Here is a 22,884-nt window from a genome sequence, read left to right on the forward strand (position 1 = left end):
CTTTTTCAGTTCACTGGCTTGGTGGCAGTGTGCCCAGGGCTCGTCTTAGGTTGGCCACAGCCACGGTCATGTGATCTTTCATGGCCTGTCGTGCTGCGGGTTGGTCCTGAGCTTTGATGGCCTCGAGTATGGGCAAGTGAAGAGCGAGGGAGTCGCAGAGGTTTACATCGCTGCTGAGCACTTTGTCCGTCCATGACTGCATGAGGCTTCGAATGTTCAGGATGACACCTTCGAGTACGGGATTACCGCTTGCTTTGGCGATTGAGAGGTGAAAGGCGATGTCGGCCGCTGCGTACCGGGCGGAGTCGCCTCTTGCGGCCGCGTCTTGCATGAAGGCATAGTGCTGCTCTATCCGAATGAGATCTTCCGGGGTTGCCGTTCCTGCCGCCATTTCAACGAGTGTTGTTTCCAAAACAGAGCGGGCTTCGATCAGGGCCTCAATCGAGTGATCGCCCAGGAATAGACCCCATTCAACGATCTTTGGTAGCAGGTTGGATGTTTTGTTGGTCAGGAAGGTTCCATCGCCTTGTCGGATTTCGAGGAATCCAAGGATATTCAAGAGTTTCAGAGCTTCGCGCAGGACGTTGCGTCCAACTCCAAGTTGCTCTGCGAGTTGGCGTTCTCCGGGTAGTCGTTGGCCAGGCAGGATATCGCTGTGAGCCAGGAATGCCAGCAGTTTTTGGGTCAGGTCGATGCTGGTTCCGCTGCGGCTGGGAGGTTCCGGTTCGACTTCCTGTGACGTGATACGCAGGTGGTTGTAGCTTGATGGGGCGAGCCGGCGGGTCTTGGCGGTCGAGTTAGCCATTTAGTACCCCCCTCCTGTCTGTGTTGTGGCCGCGCTGCTGAGACGGGTGGTTTCTATCCTGTCCTGCGCGGCGTTTCTTAGGAAGGAAACATCGTTTCCCGGCGTGACCAGGTCAAATCCTGCATCAGCTAATTTACGTGCCTCGGTTCCGTTACCGCAAAAGATCCCGGCTGCCAGTCCGTGGTGGTGGGCGCGTTCTGCCACGGTGCAGGCAATGTCGAAGATCTCAGCTGAGATGGGCCCGCCTGCGTGAAGGCCGAGGTCCAGGGCAAGATCGTTGGGTCCCACGTATACCCCGTACAGGCCCTCGGTGGAAAGTATTGCGTCCAGGTTCTTCAGTGCTTGGGAGGACTCGATCATCGCCCACGGCATGATCGTCTCCATAGAGGCTGTCAAGTAGTCCTGGCCTCCATAGAGCAGGCCTCGGGAAGGGCCGAATGACCGGCGGCCGAACGGAGGGTAGAAGCAGGCTGCTACAAGTTCCTGGGCCAGTTCTGCGGTATCCGTTGACGGAGCGATAATGCCGTAAGCGCCGGCGTCAAGGAGCCAGCCGATTTCCGGCGAGTTCAAAGATGAGGGACGGACCATTGGTGTTGCCGGGCCAGCGGAGACTGCCTGGAGCATTTGCACGATGCCTTCGCGTCCCAGCATCCCGTGTTGAGCGTCGATGGTGACGCTGTCGAAGCCAGCATGGGATAGCACCTCGGCTGCGTAGGTGCTATTCAGAGACATCCATGCGTTGACTGCGGTGTTACCGGCGCTGATGTGCTCGCGAAGGGCGTTTTTTCTCATTTTGTGTCTCTTCTGTGGCGGTACAGGGAAGGGGTCCGGCGGCGGCTTACGCGCCGCCGGACCTTGGGGTTGGTTTAGTCGTCCTCTGTCATCATGGCGAGGAGGAATGTTGGTGCTATGTAGCCGTCAGCGTCGCGGGAGAGGCCTTTGTCCTTGACGTCGCGCCATACTTCTTCTGACCAGTGCAGTCGGACTCTGGCGTCACCACCGTTGACGACGACGAGTTCGCCGAATTCTTCCCCGTCACTGGTCTCCTCGACCTGGAAACGCCGCCAGGCGTTCTGAGGGATGGAGAGGGTGTCCTCTGGGTGCAGAGTGACACTGACTTCCTCGGTCCCATCATTCAGTGTCACGGTCCAGATACCGCTCTTGATGATCAGGACCTGTGTTTCTTTGTGCCAGTGCTTGAGCATGCCTTCGCCCTGGCGTGCCCGCAGCCAGGCGACGTTGAAGGAATGCGGGTTGGAGACCCGCGGGGCCAAGTCGCGGTCCTCGGACATGCCGTAGCCGATGACCGAGGCAAGCTGTGCGTTGCCGCCGGGAAGCCCAGTGCAGAGGAAGGGGTGTTCGGAGTAGACGAGGTCTTCCTTAGAAGTGATGCGTTGCCGCATCTCCTCGGGACTGTAGTTCCGCAGGCTTTCGACCATGTCACGCGGCATGGGACGGATGAGTTCGCCTTCTTCGGGGAGGGGATCTCCGGCGACGGTGTCAATGAGCCTGTTATCGGAGGTCAGGTAGAGCCCGTGTCCTTCTGCTTCTTCGAGAACCGAGGGACCCCAGATGATCCCGCCTGTGTCGGATTGGCCAAGAGCGGTGAAGAGCCAGCCGTCATCAACACCTTCGTTGGTGAAACCCCGGAAGATCCAGGTCGGGACGGTGATGATGTCCCCTTCGTGGGACACGTATTCGCCGCCTTTTCCATCGCGTCCCCAGCGGAACCGCCAGGTGCCGCGGAAGTTGAAAAACACTTCAGCCGTGAAGTGCATGTGCAGGGAGTTGGTCACACCGTTAGGCATGGCCGCGGCGCCGATGTTGTATCCGTGGTCTTCCTGGAGGTTGATGACCTGCCCGGAGTTCTGGGAAACGCCGTTGCCGATCAAGGCGTAGTTTTCCTTCTTGTCAGACCCCGGAGTGCGGCAGTCAATGAATGCGGCATTGCAGGAGACAAGTTCTGGCCGGCGGATGGTGCGCCTCTTGAGCTCGTTTGAGCTGATGACTGGGTTCTGAATCATAGTGCTACTTTCTCTGTTCGTGATGGAGATGGGGTCAGTTGGTGGTCGCGGAAACTCTCCTGCAGCCAGCGCGTAAGTTGTGAGGCCACTTTCTCCGGCGTGGTCAGGGGGGCCATGTGTGAGACGCCGTGGATGACTTCGTTCCGTCCTTTGCGGGCGTAGAAGGCTGTTTCCGTCGCGATTGGTAGGGGGATCAGCTGGTCTTCTGCGGCAACGACCGAAAGCACCGGACCTTCAAATTCCCTAAGCCCGGGCCGCTCATCGACCCGGCTTTTTTGAATGCCGAGCTGATTAATCAGCCCTTGTGGGCCCGTCTCGGTAACCATGGCACGGCAGATACCAGTGACCGAAGCGAGCTCGTTCGGTGAAAGGAATCTTTCGCCGCCGACCAAACGCTCAACGATCCCATTGACGCGTTCTTCGACCAATCCGTGGGTCGCTGCTTCGGTTTCCTCGTGCCAAAGCTGCTGTTGATCCAGGCGGGGAGGGTTTGGATTCGAGCACAACAGAGCCATTCCCGCTACCAATTCCGGGTGAGCGCGTGCTGTTGCCATGGCCACGGTTCCTCCCAGGGAGTGGCCTACTAGCACTGCCGGTTCGGTGATCGATCTCGCAAGGGAAGCAACCGCCGCTGTTAGCGAAGATTCCCCTGCCACGTGGGTACTGATCCGGGTTCCGGGCAAAGTCCGCTGCAGTTCCGCCTGAAGAGGGGCGAACATCGCGGCGGTGCACTGCATCCCGGGAATCATGATCAAAGGAGGTGTGGTGCCCGACATCACGCGCCCTGAACCTCGGTGTTCAACTCCGGGTTGTAGTCGTCGTGGGCGAGGTCTTTGCGGAAGGTTTCCTTGTAGTACCGCAGGACCACGATCAGTGAAATCACCGAGATGGCGCACACGTAGAGTGCGACTGACATGATGGTTCCGGTGGCCCCAACGAGCGCGGTGGCAATGAAGGGCGAAGTGCCTGCGAAGATGCAGAAGGCCAGGTTGAAGGCGATGGACCCAGCTGTGTACCGCATCCGGGTGGGAAACATTTCGGCCAAGCATACGGTCACGCTGACAGCAATGAAGAAGATGGGAATCAAGTAGAGAAGCTGACCGATAACCGCGCTTTCGAAGGTCCGCGCACTGATGATCAGGAACGCGACCGGGACCACTGCCAACGGTGTGATGCATCCGGCGACCAACATCTTTTTGCGTCCGATACGGTCCGACAGACGTCCTGAGAAATAAAGCAGGGGAAGAAGCACGAGCAATGCGATGCTGGTTGAGGCCACCGACAAACCCAGGCTTAATGGAGTACCGCCCTGGGTCTTGCTCTGCAGGTACGCCGGAATGTAGGCGGTCCAAGTGTATGAGAGAACGGCATTGGTCATAGCGAAGCCCGAGAAAATCAGGATCGGCTTCCACTGCGTCCGCAGAGTTTGACCGATAGTCGTCGCAGGCATCTCCTCCGACAGAAGCTTCGCTGCCTCCTGGAGTTCCTGCTGGCGCCGGAACTCAGGGGTGTCCTGGACATTCTTGCGGAGATAGAAACCCGCGATCGTTAACGGCAGGGCGATGAGAAAGGGAACACGCCACCCCCAATCCAACATTGCCTGCTGCCCGATAAGCGACGAAAGACCGAATGCCAAACCAGTACCGGTGAGAAGGCCCGCAAAAACGGAAATGGAAACGAAGGACGTGTACCGTGCACGGCGGTCCTTCGGACCATACTCCACCACGAAAGACACAGCCCCGGCGTACTCCCCGCCTGCGGCAAGACCCTGGCCCATACGCAGAGTCAAGAGAAGAATCGGCGCCCACATGCCAATAACTGCATAGGTGGGAAGGAAGCCGATCGCGGCCGTAAGGAATCCCATGATGATGATCGTGAGCGAGAGGATGCTCTTGCGGCCAACCCGGTCACCCAATCGACCGAAAATGAATCCGCCCAGAGGACGGATCAGAAAGCCCAAAGCAAGTCCGGCAAAAACACTCAACTGGCCAACCAAGGGGTTATCTGACGGAAAGAACACCTGGGCGAGCACCGCACTCATCGCCGCGTACGCACCAAACTCATACTGCTCGGTGTAGTTTCCAATCACGCCGGCGAGGACTGCCTTACGCAGCTTCCTCGGGCTCGTCTGCGCCGGCACCGTTGCCACGCCTGCAGGTAAAGCACTCATCATCGAGAATCCTTGAATCGGGAGAAGGGATATGGGCCCCGCTGTTCCCACGGGGCGATGGATCGAATGTATCCCGACTCACGTTGATAGGTCGACCGGTACGCCTATAGCGTTACCAATTCGTTATATACTATTTGAATGCCGGAGTGGGAATGGCGAGGATCCGGCCGGAGTACGCCCCGGCCGACCCTGGGGACTTCCGGTTTATGTTCAGCAGACCTAAAATTTTCCCGGGTTCTGCGAGCAAAGAGCTGGGAAGGTAGTGGATGCCCAGCAAGGGATCACCCAACGGGCTGAGGGGCTGTGCACGCGACTTTGGACATTCTGTGCAGTCGACTTCGAAAACTGACAACCGATGCCTTGGGGGAGTTGGCCGCTCAGGCGCGTCAAAACTTGAGTCCGGTATCAAAGGTGGTCAAGGGGCGTGGGGGAGCGTTATTGAGTGCCTGGTTGGGGTGGTCTCCAGGCTGAAGTTGGGCTCGAGTTTCAACTTGAGTGCTATCTAGTGCTTGGTCAACCTGGTGTCGTATCCGTGTTTTGAATAGCACCCTTGCCGGCTGTATGAGTCAATGGACATGACCTTGCTCAAGGTGCGTTGGCTCCGGATGACCGCACCCATGTGGAGAGGGTGGCAGCCTGTTCGAGTCAGGCCGAGTCCGGGGGCCCTGTCAAAAGCAGGGCCCCAAGCCTCCCCCTCATTCCAGTTGTGCAGAGCGCAAGGAAATGGCCGTGTGAAACGTGTCCGTTAGACGATCCTCTACCGGTGGTCTCAGTTCTGCGGCAACTCGTCAGGAGTCCAGCTCGTGGTGAAACACCGCGCGTCCAGTCACCTTTGCCATCCACGCGCAGCTTTCCTCCTGACCTCCACACCTTCGAGTGCGCAGCCTCGTAGCTTGTTCCGGGACAAAAGGCAGATTTCTTCGGAGAGCAGCTCAGGGCGCCTCAGGTATAGAGCGGATTTACAGGAGACTTAGCTCTCGGATGAGATCATCAGCGCTTATTTCTCCGCCGGCTCACACGCTATTCGGGCACTGAACTAGAGCCACTACGGAGAGTTGCTTATGTCCATCTGTGGTGTACGGCAAGGCACGGATTTCCAACATTGAAGGCCAGCACCTATGTGCCGGCTTTTTTCTTGCTACGCCGGTGCCTGATTTGGTTTGACGTCAAGCTTTCCTACCGCGGAGATGACCTCTAGAACGTTCGCAAAGCGCTGGGATGTGTCATGAGAGGAGCATTTCTGGACGAGCTTTGCCGCTTCGCCGTGGCCAGAGAGGAGTGATTCTCGGCCGGAGAAGATGAACGAGAGTACGAACCCAACGGAGTACATCTCGTTCACGAGATCGTAGCTCCGCTGCGCACCCTCGACTCGCTCCAGCTGCGACTACACGCGCAGCCCCTCACGATCGTTTCCGAGCAGGTGACGATACGGGGTCACGCCTGGCTCCAGTTCGGGGATACGAACGTGCGGTGCGTCGTCCAGGTGAAGCGATGGACGGCCGACGCCGTGGGCGTCCAGGTGACGATCGACGGCGACAAGCTGCGGTGCTGGATATGGCAGGGCGCATGCCAGCGAATCTCGGACCCGACCGACGTCTGGTAGCCCTGCCGCAAACGATCGTCTACGGCGGAGCCGGGCACTATCCCGGCTCGATCGCTACACATTAACTCAAGGCGAGCCCCTTGACACGTGGTTCCTGGGGGCGTTCACTGTCTAGCGATGGGGCCGGCGTCGGAGAGGCCTTGCCAGAAAGACATCGAGCAACACAATCGGATCGGAGTAGACATGAAAGCAGTGGTGTACGAGGGACCCCGTCAGGTCAGCACGAAGGACGTCCCGGACGCGAAGATCGAGCGACCCACCGATGTCCTGGTCAGGGTAACGACGACGAACATCTGCGGCTCCGACCTCCACATGTACGAGGGGCGGACCTCCTTCGAAGTAGGCCGGACGTTCGGTCACGAGAACATGGGGGAGGTCATCGAAGTCGGTAGTGGCGTGGAGAAGGTCAGGGTCGGAGACCGGGTTGTGCTCCCGTTCAACATCTCGTGCGGATTCTGTAAGAACTGCGAACGCGGCCTGACCAACTACTGTCTCACCACCCAGCCCGAACCATCATTCGCCGGAGCGGCCTATGGGTTCGCCGACATGGGTCCCTATGGCGGTGGCCAAGCGGAGCTGCTCCGCGTGCCTTTCGGTGACCACAACGCGCTGCGCCTGGGCGAGGATGCGGAGGAGAGGGAGAACGATTACGTCATGCTCTCTGACATCTTCCCCACCGGCTACCACGCCACCGAGATGGCCGGCGTGATACCCGGCGACAGCGTTGTGATCGCTGGGGCGGGTCCGGTCGGATTGATGGCCGCCCTGTCCGCGATGATCAAGGGCGCAGCAAAGGTGATGGTGGTCGATCGCCACCCTGACCGGCTCGCGCTGGCCGAGCAGATCGGTGCGATTGCCATCGACGACTCCAAGGTCGACCCCGTGCAGGCTGTGCTGGACGAGACGATGGGGCTCGGAGCTGACCGTGGTTGCGAATGCGTGGGCTACCAGGCCCACGATCCCCAGGGCAACGAGGACACCGCCGCCACGCTGAACATGCTCATCAACTCGGTCCGCTTCACCGGAGGAATCGGCACCGTTGGCGTGTTCGTCCCCCAGGACCCGGGGGCCAAGGGCGAATTGGCCAAGCAGGGCAAGGCAGCTATCGACTTCGGCACACATTGGTTCAAGGGGCAGACCATGGGAAGCGGTCAAGCCCCGGTCAAGCGGTACAACCGCCAGCTGCGAGACTTGATCGCGGCCGGCAAGGCGACCCCTTCCTGGATCGTCTCCCACGAAATCTCGCTGGACCAAGCCGCCGATGCCTACAAGAACTTCGACGCCAGGTCCAAGGGTTGGACCAAGGTCCTCATCAAGCCCGGCATGTCAAACGGAAAGAAGGAAAACTGAGATGGCAGCAGGTCTCCAGGGCAAGAGGGTCGCGATCCTCGCCGCCGACGGAGTCGAACGCGTTGAGCTCGAGCAACCCCGCGAAGCACTGGAACGGGCCGGCGCTCAGACCGAGGTCCTCTCGATCCACGACGGCGAGATCAAGGCCCGTAAGAACGACCTGGATGAAGCGGGCACGTTCACCGTCGACGGGTTGGTCGCCGACGCCTCGGTGGGCGACTACGACGCCCTGCTGCTTCCCGGCGGCACGGTGAACCCCGACCAGCTCCGGGTCGACAAGGACGCCGTTTCCTTCGTCCGCGACTTCGTCGAGAGTGGCAAGCCCGTGGCGGCGATCTGTCACGGGCCTTGGACGTTGATCGAGGCTGGCGTGGTCGGAGGTCGCACCTTGACGTCCTTCCCGAGCATCCGCACGGATCTGCGCAATGCCGGTGCGGAGGTCGTTGACCAGGATGTCGTGGTCGACGGGAACCTGATCACCAGCCGCTCACCCGACGACCTGCCTGCGTTCTGCGATACGATCGTGGCGAAATTTGCGAGCAATTCGACCCAGGGAGAGGTGACGTCATGAGCGTGACGAAGGGACTGCTTGTCAGGCTGGAGGCCCTGCCCGGCAAGGAAGACGAGGTCCAGGAATTTCTCGGCATCGGGCGAGGGCTCGTCGAGGAGGAACCGGCCACCATCGCGTGGTTCGCGATCCGTCTCGGCCCATCCTCGTTCGGGATCTTCGACGTGTTCCCCGATGACGCCGGCCGCGACGCGCACCTGTCCGGCGCAGTTGCGATCGCTCTCGGCGAGCAGACGGGCAAACTGTTCAGCGAGCCTACGATCGAGAAATTGGACGTCCTGGCCTCTAAGCTCCCCGCCTGAGACCACGACCTCGTCGAGCGTGCCGCGGTCCGATTCTCACATCGCACAGCGGCACGCTCGTCACGATGGGGTCGCGGTGGTGGCTGCCTGCAGTGCGGCGGTGAGGTAGCCGCGGAAGCACCGACGCCCCTATCCGCGACGTGGGCGGGCGTACCAGCTGCAACCACGGTCCCGCTGGCGTCGCCCGCGCCGGGTTCAAGATCGATCACGTGATCGGCCACCGCGATAACGCGCATGTCCAGCTCCGCGGCGACGACCGTGTTGCCCGCATCGAGCAGCGGTTCGTCCTGGCTAGGGTTCCTCGCAGCGGCGGTCGAACAACGACCACCCACACTTCAATAGTCGGTACGACGCTAGGAACGGTTCCGCGACGTGCTCCAGACTTCCTGGAGCTTTTCCCTCGCCCACACCCGTGCGTCGCTCAGCCGGTCCGAAGGTTGTCCGCTGGAAGAGCGACCAACCAAGAACGTGAGCGTCAGCGCTCATCTCACGCCACAACCGCCGGGCGGCGTCGCGCGACGTCCGGTCCAGGAACGCGTGGTCAGCTGCGGCGCCGATGATCTCAGTGAGGTTGAGCGTCGCCGTTGTAGTCCGGATTGAGGTCACATCACCACGGCGTTCGGTCAGCCACCGTCGCTGATCGACGAGGCTTGCACGGTCCGCGGCGTCGAGTGGCGTGCTCTCGAGAAAGCCGTAGTACTTGTCCATCTGTGCGTACATCTCTGTGAGGACGGTCAGACCTCGCTCGCGCCGCACATTGCGATCCTCGGATTCCAAGATCCACACCGCTTGGGACGCGCCGACCAGGGCTCCTCGCAGCACAGTGAAATGTGACGAGGGATACAGCTGCTGCGCGTTGATCGCATCGAGCGCGAGGCGAAGGTGTTCACCCGCGGCTATGAGAGACAACCGTGCAAGCTGGCTGATCGCCATACGTTCAAAGATCTGGTCGTCGACTCCGAGCTCACTTCCGCGCTGGGGCTCCTCGACGCGATGAGCCCTGAGACGCCAGCGGTTAAGATCGGACGCTGTATCGAGTATCTGGATCAGAGCTGCTCGCTGGGCTGCGGTGAGGACCATGGTGGGCACGTTAGCAACGAGGATGTGCACCCACCGAAAACGAACGATTCCGCTACAACTGTCCGAACCGGCGCTCCGCCAGAGTGCGAGGCGGCGTGTCTTGTGCCGGAACCCAGTCCCGGATTCTACGTGCCCCCACTACTCCAGCTGGTCGAGTTTCGCTACGTTCTCCTCATGGGTCACCTCCTCGGGTACGCGCGCGTGTCCACCACCGCCCAGCGCGTCGCTGCAGATCGACGCGCTGGGCGCCGCTGGCTGCTACCGCGTGTTCGTCGACACCATGTCCGGGTCATTCCAGCACCGGCCCGAGCTCGACAAGCTCCTCGACCAGCTCCGCCCCGGCGACACTCTCGTCGTCTGGCGCCTCGACCGGCTCGGCCGGTCGATCCGGCACATCATTGATCAGCTGCACGCTCTCGCGGAGCGTGGGATCGGGTTCCGGTCCTTGCAGGAGACCATCGACACCACCTCTCCCGGCGGCCGGCTCGTCTTCCACGTCTTCGCCGCGCTGGCGGAGTTCAAACGGGACCTCATCAAGGAACGCACCAACGCCGGCCTCGCCGCCGCCCGAGCCCGAGGCCGCACCGGCGGACGACCATCTCGCCTCTCCGCGGACCAGGTGCGCACCGCACGACGGCTCTACGAGCAGCAGGACATGACCGTCGCGCAGATCGGCGACGTGCTCGGCGTCAGCCGCACCACCATCTACCGTGCACTCGCGAAGCACGCCGAGCCCGTCGCGGCGCGACGAACGGACGCGAGCTCCCTCAGATCCAACGCGTCCTGAAGATCAACTAGCTCGACGTCATCACCAACGACGTCGTCGAAGCCGCCCGCAGCACCCTCGTCATCGGCACCACCTAACCCGACACCGATCGCAGCGAAAACGACGACACAAAGCGAAGCTGCTCACAGGTCAGGTACGCTCCGGTCATGACTTCGTCTGATTCTTCACCCGCCGCCGACGCGCAGGTTCGGGTCTCGGGTGCTCGGGAGCACAACCTGCGGAATGTGGACCTCTCCGTTCCGCGGGACTCGTTAGTGGTGTTCACGGGTGTGTCGGGTTCCGGGAAGTCATCGTTGGCGTTTGGGACGCTGTACGCGGAGTCGCAGCGACGGTATTTGGAGTCGGTGGCGCCGTACGCTCGCCGTCTGATCGACCAGGCGGGCGTTCCCGATGTTGACTCCATCACCGGGATGCCGCCGGCCGTGGCGTTGCAGCAGCAGCGTGGAGGACGCAGTGCCCGGTCCACGGTGGGAAGCATCACCACGGTGTCCAGTCTCGTGCGGATGCTGTACTCCCGCGCCGGGGACTATCCGGATGGGCAGCCGATGCTCTACGCGGAGGATTTTTCTGCGAACACGGTGCAGGGGGCCTGCCCGGAGTGTCACGGCATTGGTCGTGTCTACGCGGTGCCCGAGGAGCGGATGGTGCCGGATCCGTCGCTCACGATCCGGGAGCGCGCGATCGCGTCCTGGCCGACGGCATGGCACGGACACCAGCTCCGCGACGTGTTGGTGGCCCTCGGCTATGACGTTGACGTGCCATGGAAAGATCTGCCACGAAAAGACCGGGACTGGATCCTTTACACGGATGAGACCCCGTTCGTTCCGGTCCACTCCCGGTTGACGCTTGCTGAGGCTCGCGCCGCGACCAAGGCCGGGGTCGAGCCGAGCTACTCGGGCACCTTCGTCGGAGCCCGCCGGTATGTGTTGGACACATTCGCGAACTCGAAGAGCGCGTCGATGAAGCGTCGCGTCGCGCAGTACCTCGACGCTGCCCTATGCCCGGTCTGTCATGGGAAGCGGCTGAAGCCTGAAGCGCTCTCGGTCACGTTCGAGGGCCTGGACATCGCGGAGTTCTCGCAGTTGCCGCTTCGAGAGCTTGCTGACATGCTCTCCGACGTTGTTGCGGGAGCGCAACAGGCCGAGACCGTTCCGAATGGTGCTGTGCTGCATGCCAATTCCCGTCGCGCAGCCACGGAGCAGCGCATCGCCGCCGGAGGGTCCGCGCACGCCGCCGCACCCGATGTGCGCCGCACCGCAAACCGTTCGCCGGAGAAGCGCGCCGCTGCGTCCCGGCTCGCTTCCGGGCTGATCGAGCGACTCCGCCCACTGACCGATCTTGGCCTCGGGTATCTGTCGTTAAGTCGAACCACCCCGACCCTGTCGGGTGGCGAGTTGCAACGAATCAGGCTCGCCACACAGCTCAGCTCCGACCTGTTCGGCGTCGTCTATGTCCTCGATGAACCATCCGCAGGCCTTCACCCACAAGACGTGACAGCGCTCTTGAAGATCCTCGACGGGCTCAAGAGAAGCGGAAACAGCCTGTTCGTCGTCGAACACTCCGTCGATGTCATGCGGCACGCGGACTGGCTCGTGGACATCGGCCCCGGCGCGGGCGAGCATGGCGGCCGCGTTCTCTACAGCGGCCCTACCGATGGGCTTGCCGACGTCAAGGACTCAGTAACACGCGGCTACCTCTTCGGTGGCAGTGGACTGCCCCCGCACACCCCTCGCGACCCGCGCGGGTGGCTCCACTTGAAGGACGTGACTCGTAACAACCTGCACGGCGTCTCCATCGACATTCCTATGGGTGTTTTCACCGCGGTCACCGGAGTCTCGGGTTCCGGCAAGTCGAGCTTGGTCAGCCAGGCCCTCCCGGCTCTCGTCGGTGACCGCCTCGGTCACAGCATTCCGGCGGAGGACGAACCGACCGGCGACGAGCTGCTCCTTGCCGATACCCCAGAGCGGCTCGACGGTGTCCTCGACGGCTCTCTCGAGGGGGCCCGGCGGGTTGTCAACATCGATCAACGACCCATCGGCCGAACCCCCCGATCGAACGTTGCAACATATACGGGCTTGTTCGACCACGTCCGTCGACGCTTCGCTGAGACGCCCGAGGCTCGCTCGCGTGGGTACAAGCCCGGCCGTTTCTCCTTCAATGTCTCCGGCGGCCGCTGCCCCACTTGTGAGGGCGAAGGGTCCGTGATGGTCGAGCTACTCTTCCTCCCATCCGTGTACACCGAATGCCCCGACTGTCACGGGACCCGGTACAAAGCCTCGACCCTCGAGATCACTTGGCGGGAGCGCACCATCGCTGACGTGCTCGCGATGAGCGTTGAGGAAGCCCACCCGTTCTTTGACGGTGAAGACGACATCACCCGCTCACTAGCTGCACTGTCAGACGTGGGTCTCGGATACTTGCGACTCGGACAACCGGCAACCGAGCTATCTGGAGGTGAGGCACAACGCGTGAAGCTCGCAAGCGAGCTACAGCGCGCACAACGAGGGGACACCTTGTATGTTCTCGACGAGCCCACTTCGGGCCTGCACTGCGCTGACGCTGACCGGCTCGTGACGCATCTGCAAACCCTCGTCGACGCAGGAAACACCGTCGTCGCGGTGGAACTTGACATGCGGGTGGTGGCAGCAGCCGACTACGTCATCGACCTCGGACCCGGCGCCGGCGATGATGGCGGCGCAGTCGTCGCCGCTGGAACTCCTGCACAAGTTGCCGAGAACGGCGTCGGCGCGTCCGCGGAATACCTTGCCGCGGAGATCAAACTGATCGGTGCGGCTACCTGAGCAGAAGAGCCGACGCTTGACAACCGATGACCCGGTACGCAGTCACAAGAGCACTGAGCAGCCAAACTTTCCACAGACGAATCAAGTGTGTACACACCTCAGGGATCGGCTACCGGTCGTCTGCGCCGATGAACGCCCAAGGTCAGTGGAGGGCGGCTTTCCACGCCTCGAGCCAGGGGATGACGTCGCGCAGGTCTTCGTGTCAACGGCAGCGGACGCGGCCGCCCGAGCCGCGGCGCCGGCGTTCAGAGCGAGTGATGTCGGCACGGCGGCGAACAGCGGAAGGTCGGACCGACTATCACCGATGGCACAGCAGTGATCGATCGAGACGCCGTGCTCCGCCGCGAACTGGAGGGCGCGATCTCGCTTGTCGTACTCGTTGAAGTGCTCCGCCACGGTGCCGTCGTAGTCGCTCCCGACGACACGCACTCGGGGGCCGCCGTCCGCGGTGAGTCCGTGACGTTTCGCGATCGCATCCGCAACGGGCTGCCAAGCCAGTGACGCTAGGACCGGCTCGACATCGTGCTGGACGCACCAGGCAACGACAGCGTCAATCCCGGCGATCAGTGGAAGCTCCTCGAGCCACGCGGCAACAGTTGACATCGGAGTTCCGCGCCATCCCTCAGCGTCGATGACGCTGACTTCCTCGTTCGTCAGCTCACCCTCGGCGTACCGCTGCTCAGCGGCGTCGAGCACGCGTGCATGTCCAAAGCGCTTGGCGAGGAAGCTACTGCTCGACATGGAGGGAACCAACGTGCCATCGATATCGAAGAAGACGATCCCCCGCGTACTCATGTTCGGATCGTAGTCAGGCGCACACCGCTTCCGCTGTCCCGATAGCCGGTCCCCTACTGCGATAACCCGGCTCTGACGTGCGGCGTTGGGGGTCCCGGTTCAGGGTGTCCCGTACACCCTGCCCGCAAAATTGCCCGGTGAGGATGCCCTAAACGCTACACACTCAACAGTCTCGAAACCCTCGGGATACGAGACGTCTCACTGGCCCTGTCCCGTAAGACGCTGATTCCCTTGAAATCTCACGACTTTCTCTGCGCCCGGCGATTCTCATAACTATGCCTCAAAACCCTCTGCTTAAATTGGTGTACTAATCATTAGTTATGAGACACATTGGAGGCAGGCGTGTCGAAACTCATTGGCTATGCACGGGTGTTAACGCCAGCCGAAAATAGGGCCAGGAACGCCAACTGAAAATAGGGCCACCGACCATTATGGAAGGTGATCAATTTGGATGATTGGGCGGAGATACGCCACCTGTTTTCGACGGGCAAGCACTCGAAGCGTGAGATCGGCAGGATCGTGGGGGTTTCCCGCGGAACGGTGGACCGGGCGCTGGAGTCGGACCGGGCGCCGAAGTATCAGGGGGCGGCCGGAGGGTCGAGTTTTGATGCGTTTGCTCCCAGGGTGCGGGAGCTGTTGGTGAAGACGCCGACGATGCCTGCCGCGACGCTCGCGGAGCGGGTGGGCTGGTCCGGTTCCGCGTCGTTGTTCCGGGCGAAGGTCGCCGTTATCCGGCCTGAATACGCGCCGCCTGACCCGGCTGACCGTTTGGTTCATGAGCCGGGGTTCCAGGTCCAGTGCGATCTCTGGTTCCCGCACGCGCCGCTGCCCGTGGGTGAGGGCCAGTCCGATACGCCGCCGGTGCAGGGGAATCCCTCGGCGTTCTCGGGTTTCATCCAGGCACGGATGCTGCCGTCGCGGACGACGCCGGACCTTCTGGGCGGAATGTGGACGCTGCTGCAGGATGCGCAGGCGGTTCCATCCAGGCTGTTGTGGGATAACGAGTCCGGCATCGGCCGGCGCCGGCCCACCGAGCCGGTGGCCGCGTTCGCCGGCTCCCTGGGACTGGAAATCAAGCTGCTTCCGGCGCGGGATCCGGAGTCCAAGGGCATGGTCGAACGGATGAACAGGTTCTTCCGCCAACGCTTCATGCCGGGCCGGGACTTCCGCTCACCAGCGGACGTCAACGGCCAGCTGGAGGACTGGCTGCCCAAAGCGAATCACCGGTATTCGAGGTCCCGCCACGGCCGCCCGGACGAGCTGATCGTCCTGGACCGGGAGAGGATGCGGGAGCTGCCGCCGGTGAGCCCGGAGGCGGTGTTCCGCAACGCGGTGCGGCTCCCGCGGGATTACTACGTGCGGGTGTTCTCCAACGACTATTCCGTGGACCCGTCGTTCATCGGGCGGATCGTGGATGTCGTCGCTGATCTGGACACCGTCTGGGTCACCCATGACGGTGTCATCATCGCCACCCATGTCCGGGCGTGGGCCCGGCATCTCGTGGTGACTGATCCGGCCCATGTGGCCCGGGCGGCGGTGATGCGCCGGGACTTCCGGACCCAAAGGGTGCACCGCCCTGAACCAGTGGAGTCCGTGGAGGTGCGGGATCTGGCCGCCTACGACGAGATCTTCGGCATCGACCTCGGCCAGCGGCCTGCGCTTCTGGAGGTGGCCTCATGAGCGGGACACCGTCGCAGATCGAGTACTACGCCCGGGCCCTGCGAGCACCGCGGATAAGCGATGGGTTCCGCCGGCTCGGGGACCAGGCCCGGGATGCCGGCTGGTCCCATGAGGAGTACCTGGCCGCTGTCCTCTCCCGTGAAGTCTCCGAACGCGAAGCCTCGGGAGCTGCGACACGGATCAAGGCCGCACGGTTCCCGGCCCATAAGGACCTGGAAGAGTTCAACTTCGACCACCAGCCCTCCGCGGACCGGAACCTCATCGCGCACCTGGGCACCGGGGTGTTCCTCTCCGAAGCCAAAAACGTGGTCCTCCTCGGGCCACCCGGCACCGGCAAAACCCATCTCGCGGTCGGCATCGGCATCAAAGCAGCCAAGGCCGGGCACCGGGTCCTCTTCGACTCCGCCACCGGCTGGGTCGCCCGCCTCCAGGAAGCCCACTCACGCGGGAAACTCGCCCAGGAACTGGTCAAGCTCCGCCGCTACAGCCTCCTGGTGGTCGACGAAGTAGGCTATATCCCGTTCGATCAGGACGCCGCGAACCTGTTCTTCCAGCTCGTCTCCAGCCGCTACGAACACGCGTCCATGATCCTGACGTCGAACCTCCCGTTCGCCCGCTGGGGCGACGTCTTTGGAGACCTGACCATCGCCTCAGCCATGATCGACCGGATCGTCCACCACGCCGAGGTCATCAGCCTCAAAGGCAACAGCTACCGGCTCAAGAAACACCAGCCCGCCGCCAGTACGGCACAATAGAACCACAACCCCGTGGCCCCGTTTTCAATTGGCACTAATGGCCCTATTTTCGGTTGGCGTTAACAACGGGTTTCAACTCGGCAGCAGTCCACGGACCGGCAGCAGACGGATCTACTGGACGCCGGTGTTCGACGTGATGACCTCTACGTCGACCAGGGTGTCTCCGGAGCGCGCGCGTCGCGACCCCAGTTCGATCGAGCACTCGGCGCGCTCATGGAGGGTGACACCCTCGTCATCACGACTTTGGATCGGCTCGGGCGATCCACTCAGAACATGCTTGCCTTCGCCGACGAACTCCGCGGCAGGGGCGCCGGCCTGCGCGTCCTGAACTTGGGCGGAGGCGACGTCGACACAGCAACACCGATGGGCTCTATGTTGTTCACGATCATGGCCGCCCTCGCGCAGATGGAACACGAGATCAAGCGCGAACGCGTCACTGATTCCATTACTAAGCGAAGAGGAGCTGGCAAGGACCTTGGCGGCCGACCCCGCAGGGTCACTGATAGTCAGATCAGAAGTGCTGTTCGCCTGGTCACAGGTGGCGAGCCCGCCGCGCAGGTTGCCCGGGATCTCGGAATGTCCCGAGCGACGTTCTACAGGCGGTCACGAGCGCTAGCCGACTTGCAGGGCGACATTTAGATCCGCAAAAAGACCGCCATTTATCGCCAACATTCACAGCTTTCCAGACCCTATTCTGACGGTCTTTTGATTGCCGCCTGACGTCAGGCTTGGGTGTAGTCCAATCTGACTGCGCGTCTAAAAAACCTCCCGCCCGCGACGAGCACTGTCCGCGCCCCCGCGGCAGAATCCTCCGTGCCAGCGGTTTGAATCTTGCGTTACGGGGTCTGCGATTTGGTGGGAGCACCACCCTCTGGCTGGGGGAGCGCCATGTCCGGATTCAGTACAGTTCATTACCGTCCTCGGAACGGGTGTATGGGCCCGTCGACCTACTTCAAGAGAACACTTCGGCGATCTCATGGGAGGGGACGCCGGTTCAGATTGGCCGAAGGCTCCAAATACGGTCGCCGTCGGAACGGTGGACCATTCGGCGAGTTGAAGCGCCGCCGGGACATACCCAGACGATGGAGCCGTCTTCCATTAGACCATCCACGCTGCCTTCGTCGGCTGGGACATTCCCGCGGCCGATCCACACGATCTCGCCGGGTTCGAGTAGTGTCCAGTCTGCTACTGGATAGACGGGCATGGTCGGGGTTGCAGCCGTCCCGTTCGAGGTTGCCGAGGAAAGGCCAGCGGAGTTGATCCTTCTCGCGGTGAGGTTCATATCAGTTGCCTTCATATCCTGTCGGTTAAGGGTTCCGGCGCGGCCCTCGGGTGTGTCCTATGCCCGCGGGCTGACCCGCCACCGTCTCTTCCAGGGCATGCTTACGTGGGGATGTCCTAGTATCAACCCGCCCGGCCCAGTCGTCCGCCTCGTATGTTCGGCCGCGGGGTACTAGTGAAGAGACCGAAACCCGGAATAGCCCCCACTCGAGTCGGCGTACCAGGACGCCTGTGGAGGCTACTGCCCCATGGCCCTGAGCCTGTGTGATGGCGGCATCGAGTCGCTGCCATAAAGTTTCGGGCGGTTGCGGGAGTACTTCAATGGTATGCAGTTCGTCGGGAGTCAAAATCATGATCTCAGGACCCTTTCTCACGGAACGTTGAGACGAAGATGATCTCGGTCGCGCGTATTCTCCGACCTAGCCCGAGAAATACGGAAGCGGCTATGCGGCTGCACCTCGACTTTGATGAGACCGCACTCTGGAGTCAGGAAATATCGATTGTGACGACAGCAGGAAGTCTGGTGCCTGAGTCCCCGGAATCGGCTTTTGAAGTTACAAGGCGTGAGACGCAGCAGCACATTTTTTCTGCAGCATGTTGTTGGCGCTTGCTGTAGAAAACATCCCGGTGGTCGACGGTTCCTTCAATGCCTAGGATCCTTACCTCACAGAGCCCGCATTCACCTTTGCGGCAATCGAACATCATGTCCACTCCGGCGTTTTCGAGGGCCTCCAGCATGGTCCGGTCAGGGCTCACGCTTGTTTCGATGCCAAGCCTGGGTATTCGGACAATGAAGTCTTCCGGGTCGTGCCAGCCACTGTTTCCGAACGTCTCATACCGCAGATTCGGGGCCTTCAGACCTCGGTCCACCCATCCTCGCCTCACGGCATCCATCAGGCGGATGGGGCCGCACATGTACAACTCGGTGTCGGTGTCGATGCCGGCAAGCAATTGCTCGATGCTGAGGGACGTTCCTTCGTCGTCGACGTGGACGACAAGGTTTTCCCCATGCCGGGCCATCAGGTCGGGCAGGTAAGCCATTGCTTCCCGGTTTCGTCCGGCGTAAACCAGCGTGTAGTCGTAGTTCAGGCGTTTGAGGACTCTTGCCATATTGATGACCGCTGTGATGCCGATGCCGCCTGCCAGCAGGACGTATCGGCGGGCGCCGATTCTGAGCGGAAAGTTTTGGAGCGGCTGGGTGATTTCCAGCTGTTCACCCTCTCGAAGCCCGTGCATAAAGATGGATCCTCCACGAGACTGGGGCGCTCTGAAAACACTGATTGTCAGGAGTCGTCCGTCATCGCTGGACTCGACGACGGAGTATGAACGTTTTTGATGTTCGCCGTCGATTGTGAGGATGAGGTCGATGTGGGAGCCTGGTTCAGCCTTCTTCGGTGCCGAGGGCGCGAGAACGATTCGCCGAATATCTGGGGTTACGTTTTCGGCGTCGACTACAGTGGCTGATTGCCATACCTCGATGTTTGTTGCTGCCATTTTCTTCTTCCAGAATCTCTTTGGAGGCCGTGATGTGAGTGCGGCTTGCCTAGACGGTGGGTACCAGGCGGCCTTCAGCGGCGAGTTGGCGTTCGATGAGGCGCCGCACCCACATGCCACCGGCGTCGATGTTGAGGTTGTAGAACTCGTAGTCAGGGTTTGCATCGATTGCTGCCTGCTGCGCCTCCAACATGTCTTCGTCTTCCTTGAAGACTCCGGAGACCCCGTCCCGCAGTTGCGTGGTGATCAGCTGGCTGTCCAGCCGGTAGTTCCGCATGAAGGCCCAAAAGTAATGGCAGGTCTTGTCGGTCTCAGGTGAAATGGTGTTCATGACGTATCCGTTGACACCCTGGCTGCGGTCGCCCTCCGGCGCTCCGGTGCCTGCTTTGGCGACGCCGACATCGATGCGGATGGTCGAGGGGGATTCGAAGCGGATGATCTGCCAACGGTCGACTTTTCCTTCAAAGTCGGGAAACTTGTCGCGCATGTTCTTTAGCCAGAATGGGGGCGCGTCGATGTTAAGCATCCACCGAGCAACAGTAACCGTGTTCCCCTCGTGGCTCACCTCAAAGTCTGATTCGCTGAGCTCTTCCTGGCCGATGGTTGAGCTGTGCACGAATTCCTCGTGGGTGAGGTCCATCAGGTTGTCGACGACCAGCTGGTAGTTGCAGTTCACGGGGATGGTAAGCCCATCCCCTGCCCACGAGGGGTCATCCATTTGGAACATATCGGGGACCAATTGGGGGTCGGCCAGAGTCGGATCCCCGAGCCATACCCAGATGTAACGGTAGCGCTCCACCACGGGATAGGAGGGGACGGTAGCACTGGGATTGATGGTTTCCTGTGCTGGCATGGATACGCAGCGCCCGGCTGAGTTGTAGACGATCCCGTGATACGGGCACTGGATTTCGTCCCCAGCCATGACCTTGCCCATCGAGAGGGGAGCAAGCCGGTGCCAGCAGGCATCTGCAAGGGCGACGGCGCGGCCGTCTTCCGTGCGGTAAAGCGCCAGGGGCCGGTTCGCGATTCTCCGGGCCATGGGCTTGCGGGTCACCTCGTGGTCCCACGCTGCCACGTACCAAGCGTTCAGAGGGTAGCCCAGCACCTTATTCGTCGTCGAGGTCATCGACTGGGTATCCATAGTCATAGCAGTTCCTTCCGTGCCCGCCACCCCGCAGGACGTCAACGTCGAGGGATGCATGCGTGTGGAGAATCGTGTGGTGAGGCTCAGACGCCAGTCACGATTGCTCTAAAGAGTGGGTCCAATCACAGTTTACCTATATACATAGGTGTTCGCAACATAGCAGCTAATCACCGTCGCACCACCCTAAACCTGCAAGGCACCCAACTGAAAATTTCTAATCCCGGCCGTGCGGATTCACTGTGGAATGCGGACTTCCAGCCCCTGGTGTGACGTGGACATGTAGGCGGGAACGTTTCGGCCACCGGGGTGCCGCGAATCCGGCCGATGGAGCCCTGAAGACCTACAGTGCCCGGTATGCCGGGCACTGTAGGCCGTCTAACCGCCAACCCAGGGCCCAGAGAGGCACCCAGGGCGCCTGAAATCTCCCTTTCTCTTGCTGAGCCTTTTAGCTTAAGCGCTGACAGCATCTTCGCGGGTTGGTGATGGGGTCTATCCGCCCCAATGCCGCCCGGGAACATGCGCTAATGGAATTTTGTCGGCGATATCGGGCAAGGGGTGCTGATCCGGAGGCAAAGATCACGACCGTGGGGTTCAGTTGGCACCTCACGGGCGCGCCCCGACCCTGCTCTGTCTGAATCAGTCTGAGTAGGGGTCGGGGAGGGCCATGTATTGGGTAGTGGTGTACTCCGAGATACCTTCGGCTCCGCCCTCACGGCCCAGCCCGGACTGCTTGACCCCTCCGAACGGCGCAGCAGCATTGGAAAGGGCGCCGGTGTTGTATCCGATCATCCCGAACTCGAGCTTGTCGCTTAGCCTTTGGCCGCGGTTGAAGTCGGCCGTGTAGACGTACGCCGCCAATCCATATTGGGTTGAATTCGCCAGGACAACGGCCTCATCTTCGTTGTGGAATCGTGTCACCGGTGCGATGGGGCCAAATATTTCGGTCTGGAGGATCTGCGATTTCGGTGGGACGTTGGACAGGACGGTGGGTGCGTAGAAGTAGCCTTCGCCCGCGCCGACAGATCCGCCCGTAAGGATTTCCGCTCCATCCCATACAGCCCCTTCGACCAAAGCGTGGACGTCCCTGCGGGCATCTTCGCTAATGAGCGGCCCGACCTTGTTTTCGGGATCGGTACCGCGCCCCGTTTTGAGACCCTGCACCGCGAGGGAAAGCTTCTGGGAGAATTCGCGTTCGACGGATTCGTGGACGAGGAAGCGGTTGGCTGCGGTGCATGCCTGGCCCATGTTGCGCATTTTGGCGATGAGGGCACCCTCCACAGCCTTATCCAGATCTGCATCCTCGAAGACAATGAAGGGGGCGTTGCCGCCAAGTTCCATCGAGGTCCGAAGTACGTTTCCAGAGGCATCTGAGAGCAGTCGCTTCCCGACTTCGGTTGATCCGGTGAAGGATACCTTGCGCAGACGGGGGTCCTTCATGACCGCCCCCGAGATGGAGGCTGCGCTCGTCCCGGCAACGAGATTCAGGACCCCGGCCGGGAGTCCCGCTTCGATCATGACTTCCGTGAACAGTTGGGCGGTCAGTGGTGTCAGCTTTGCCGGCTTGAGGATCATGGTGCAGCCGGCCGCGATGGCTGGAGCAACCTTACGGGTGACCATCGCGAGGGGGAAATTCCAAGGCGTGATCAAAAGGCAGGGGCCAACGGGTTTGCGCTGAACAAGGATTCTGTTCTTGCCCTCCGGGCTGTTGGTAAACCGTCCGTAGTCCCGCACTGCTTCTTCCGAGAACCAGCGCAGGAACTCCGCCCCATAGGCGACCTCTCCTCGGGCTTCCGCAAGGGGCTTCCCCATCTCGAGGGTCATGAGCAGGGCGAAGTCTTCGGTTCGCCGCGTCAGGATTTCGAAGGCCGATCGTAGTATCTCGGCACGAGTCCGCGGAGCCGTCAGCGCCCAGGACGACTGAGCCGCGGCGGCGGCATCCATTGCGGCCATGGCGTCTTCGCTAGTGCCGTCAGCGACGCTGGCAATGGTTTGTCCCGTTGCCGGATCCTGGACGTCGAACGTGCGACCGCCGGCAGCGTCCCGCCACCGACCGCCGATGAAAAGCTGTGTGGGGACACTGGCGAGAAGTTCTCTTTCACGTTCAGGACTCAATCGGAGCCTCTACTTTCTTTCTATTTTTCTTGCGGCAGGAATGCGCCCTGGGCGTTCAGATACTTTTCAATCAAGCCCGGATCAGCACAGACTGATGCTCGCTACCAGCCTTGGGGTGGGTCTTTCCGGTCCT

17 protein-coding genes and 2 pseudogenes are annotated in these 22,884 nt (G+C 61.4%); 8 read left to right on the forward strand and 11 right to left on the reverse strand.

Translation table 11 applies throughout. The features are described 5' to 3' along the window. Window positions 1–10 precede the first annotated feature (10 nt). The 5 genes from PSET11_RS01530 to PSET11_RS01550 all read right to left on the reverse strand — a co-directional run bounded on the left by PSET11_RS01530 (window position 11) and on the right by PSET11_RS01550 (window position 5,002). Window positions 11–805: a FadR/GntR family transcriptional regulator gene (locus PSET11_RS01530; protein WP_124090065.1), complete on the reverse strand. Its 795-nt coding sequence runs from the start codon at window positions 803–805 to the stop codon at window positions 11–13. Then, on the reverse strand, window positions 806–1,597 hold the full coding sequence (locus PSET11_RS01535; protein WP_124090067.1) for an HpcH/HpaI aldolase family protein: 792 nt from the start codon (window positions 1,595–1,597) through the stop codon (window positions 806–808). It lies immediately after the preceding gene. 74 nt (window positions 1,598–1,671) lie between these two features. Continuing rightward, complete coding sequence (locus PSET11_RS01540; RefSeq protein ID WP_124090069.1) at window positions 1,672–2,829, reverse strand: cupin domain-containing protein; 1,158 nt, start codon at window positions 2,827–2,829, stop codon at window positions 1,672–1,674. Then, entirely contained in the window at window positions 2,826–3,605 is a 780-nt protein-coding gene (locus PSET11_RS01545) for an alpha/beta fold hydrolase (RefSeq protein ID WP_345788803.1), read from the reverse strand. Before PSET11_RS01545 ends, PSET11_RS01540 begins: the two co-directional genes overlap by 4 nt. Next, window positions 3,605–5,002, reverse strand: a complete 1,398-nt coding sequence (locus PSET11_RS01550; protein WP_124090073.1) for an MFS transporter — start codon at window positions 5,000–5,002, stop codon at window positions 3,605–3,607. Before PSET11_RS01550 ends, PSET11_RS01545 begins: the two co-directional genes overlap by 1 nt. Window positions 5,003–6,785: 1,783 nt before the next feature. On the opposite strand from PSET11_RS01550, the gene PSET11_RS01555 reads away from it, so the two are divergent. Genes PSET11_RS01555 through PSET11_RS01565 form a run of 3 tightly spaced genes read left to right on the forward strand, consistent with a single transcriptional unit; the run spans window position 6,786 to window position 8,822 of the window. Further along, window positions 6,786–7,952 (forward strand): glutathione-independent formaldehyde dehydrogenase, encoded by a 1,167-nt coding sequence (locus PSET11_RS01555; RefSeq protein ID WP_124090075.1) that lies wholly within the window; start codon window positions 6,786–6,788, stop codon window positions 7,950–7,952. Between the two features lies 1 nt (window position 7,953). Then, window positions 7,954–8,523, forward strand: a complete 570-nt coding sequence (locus PSET11_RS01560; RefSeq protein ID WP_124090077.1) for a type 1 glutamine amidotransferase domain-containing protein — start codon at window positions 7,954–7,956, stop codon at window positions 8,521–8,523. Next, a complete protein-coding gene (locus PSET11_RS01565) occupies window positions 8,520–8,822 on the forward strand; it encodes a putative quinol monooxygenase (protein WP_124090079.1) in 303 nt (100 codons plus the stop codon). The genes PSET11_RS01560 and PSET11_RS01565 overlap by 4 nt, the downstream gene beginning before the upstream one ends. Window positions 8,823–8,882: 60 nt before the next feature. Here the strand turns inward: PSET11_RS01565 and PSET11_RS16800 are convergent. Beyond that, window positions 8,883–9,106, reverse strand: a pseudogene (locus tag PSET11_RS16800) (ethanolamine utilization protein); the annotation flags it as partial. A gap of 7 nt (window positions 9,107–9,113) precedes the next feature. Further along, window positions 9,114–9,902 carry a hypothetical protein gene (locus tag PSET11_RS01575; RefSeq protein ID WP_124090081.1) on the reverse strand — a complete coding sequence of 263 codons (789 nt, stop codon included), beginning with the start codon at window positions 9,900–9,902 and terminating at the stop codon, window positions 9,114–9,116. 265 nt (window positions 9,903–10,167) lie between these two features. Between PSET11_RS01575 and PSET11_RS01580 the strand changes: the two genes are divergently transcribed. After that, the gene (locus PSET11_RS01580) at window positions 10,168–10,689 is read left to right on the forward strand and encodes a recombinase family protein (protein ID WP_345788800.1); all 522 of its coding nucleotides are present in this window, start codon (window positions 10,168–10,170) and stop codon (window positions 10,687–10,689) included. A 146-nt stretch (window positions 10,690–10,835) separates the two neighbouring features. Beyond that, on the forward strand, window positions 10,836–13,490 hold the full coding sequence (locus tag PSET11_RS01590) for an excinuclease ABC subunit UvrA (RefSeq protein ID WP_124090083.1): 2,655 nt from the start codon (window positions 10,836–10,838) through the stop codon (window positions 13,488–13,490). Between the two features lie 81 nt (window positions 13,491–13,571). On the opposite strand, the gene PSET11_RS01595 is transcribed toward PSET11_RS01590, so the two are convergent. Then, the gene (locus PSET11_RS01595; protein WP_203415866.1) at window positions 13,572–14,285 is read right to left on the reverse strand and encodes an HAD family hydrolase; all 714 of its coding nucleotides are present in this window, start codon (window positions 14,283–14,285) and stop codon (window positions 13,572–13,574) included. Window positions 14,286–14,723: 438 nt separating this feature from the next. On the opposite strand from PSET11_RS01595, the gene PSET11_RS01600 reads away from it, so the two are divergent. The 3 genes and pseudogenes from PSET11_RS01600 to PSET11_RS01610 form a co-directional block, all read left to right on the forward strand. Beyond that, entirely contained in the window at window positions 14,724–15,965 is a 1,242-nt protein-coding gene (locus tag PSET11_RS01600; protein WP_203415867.1) for a Mu transposase domain-containing protein, read from the forward strand. Beyond that, window positions 15,962–16,720, forward strand: a complete 759-nt coding sequence (gene istB, locus PSET11_RS01605; RefSeq protein ID WP_124090085.1) for an IS21-like element helper ATPase IstB — start codon at window positions 15,962–15,964, stop codon at window positions 16,718–16,720. The genes PSET11_RS01600 and istB overlap by 4 nt, the downstream gene beginning before the upstream one ends. Window positions 16,721–16,786: 66 nt before the next feature. Then, window positions 16,787–17,359: pseudogene (locus PSET11_RS01610) on the forward strand (recombinase family protein); the annotation flags it as partial. Window positions 17,360–18,487: 1,128 nt separating this feature from the next. On the opposite strand, the gene PSET11_RS01620 reads toward PSET11_RS01610, so the two are convergent. From PSET11_RS01620 to PSET11_RS01630, 3 genes are all read right to left on the reverse strand, one after another. Beyond that, window positions 18,488–19,495, reverse strand: coding sequence for a PDR/VanB family oxidoreductase (locus PSET11_RS01620; RefSeq protein ID WP_124090090.1), 1,008 nt, complete (start codon window positions 19,493–19,495; stop codon window positions 18,488–18,490). Window positions 19,496–19,544: 49 nt separating this feature from the next. Next, a complete protein-coding gene (locus tag PSET11_RS01625) occupies window positions 19,545–20,636 on the reverse strand; it encodes an aromatic ring-hydroxylating dioxygenase subunit alpha (RefSeq protein ID WP_377946715.1) in 1,092 nt (363 codons plus the stop codon). 639 nt (window positions 20,637–21,275) lie between these two features. Continuing rightward, a complete protein-coding gene (locus PSET11_RS01630; protein ID WP_124090094.1) occupies window positions 21,276–22,751 on the reverse strand; it encodes an NAD-dependent succinate-semialdehyde dehydrogenase in 1,476 nt (491 codons plus the stop codon). Window positions 22,752–22,884: the final 133 nt, after the last annotated feature.

Source organism: Arthrobacter ulcerisalmonis (genome assembly GCF_900609065.1).
Classification (GTDB): Bacteria; Actinomycetota; Actinomycetes; order Actinomycetales; family Micrococcaceae; genus Arthrobacter; species Arthrobacter ulcerisalmonis.

What these genes read in the sequence shown, in the direction of transcription:
- PSET11_RS01530 (WP_124090065.1), bottom strand. Translation starts at nt 805, where the DNA reads ATGGCTAACTCGACCGCCAAGACCCGCCGGCTCGCCCCATCAAGCTAC.
- PSET11_RS01535 (WP_124090067.1), bottom strand. Translation starts at nt 1,597, where the DNA reads ATGAGAAAAAACGCCCTTCGCGAGCACATCAGCGCCGGTAACACCGCA.
- PSET11_RS01540 (WP_124090069.1), bottom strand. Translation starts at nt 2,829, where the DNA reads ATGATTCAGAACCCAGTCATCAGCTCAAACGAGCTCAAGAGGCGCACC.
- PSET11_RS01545 (WP_345788803.1), bottom strand. Translation starts at nt 3,605, where the DNA reads ATGTCGGGCACCACACCTCCTTTGATCATGATTCCCGGGATGCAGTGC.
- PSET11_RS01550 (WP_124090073.1), bottom strand. Translation starts at nt 5,002, where the DNA reads ATGATGAGTGCTTTACCTGCAGGCGTGGCAACGGTGCCGGCGCAGACG.
- PSET11_RS01555 (WP_124090075.1), top strand. Translation starts at nt 6,786, where the DNA reads ATGAAAGCAGTGGTGTACGAGGGACCCCGTCAGGTCAGCACGAAGGAC.
- PSET11_RS01560 (WP_124090077.1), top strand. Translation starts at nt 7,954, where the DNA reads ATGGCAGCAGGTCTCCAGGGCAAGAGGGTCGCGATCCTCGCCGCCGAC.
- PSET11_RS01565 (WP_124090079.1), top strand. Translation starts at nt 8,520, where the DNA reads ATGAGCGTGACGAAGGGACTGCTTGTCAGGCTGGAGGCCCTGCCCGGC.
- PSET11_RS01575 (WP_124090081.1), bottom strand. Translation starts at nt 9,902, where the DNA reads ATGGTCCTCACCGCAGCCCAGCGAGCAGCTCTGATCCAGATACTCGAT.
- PSET11_RS01590 (WP_124090083.1), top strand. Translation starts at nt 10,836, where the DNA reads ATGACTTCGTCTGATTCTTCACCCGCCGCCGACGCGCAGGTTCGGGTC.
- PSET11_RS01595 (WP_203415866.1), bottom strand. Translation starts at nt 14,285, where the DNA reads ATGAGTACGCGGGGGATCGTCTTCTTCGATATCGATGGCACGTTGGTT.
- istB (WP_124090085.1), top strand. Translation starts at nt 15,962, where the DNA reads ATGAGCGGGACACCGTCGCAGATCGAGTACTACGCCCGGGCCCTGCGA.
- PSET11_RS01620 (WP_124090090.1), bottom strand. Translation starts at nt 19,495, where the DNA reads ATGGCAGCAACAAACATCGAGGTATGGCAATCAGCCACTGTAGTCGAC.
- PSET11_RS01625 (WP_377946715.1), bottom strand. Translation starts at nt 20,636, where the DNA reads ATGGATACCCAGTCGATGACCTCGACGACGAATAAGGTGCTGGGCTAC.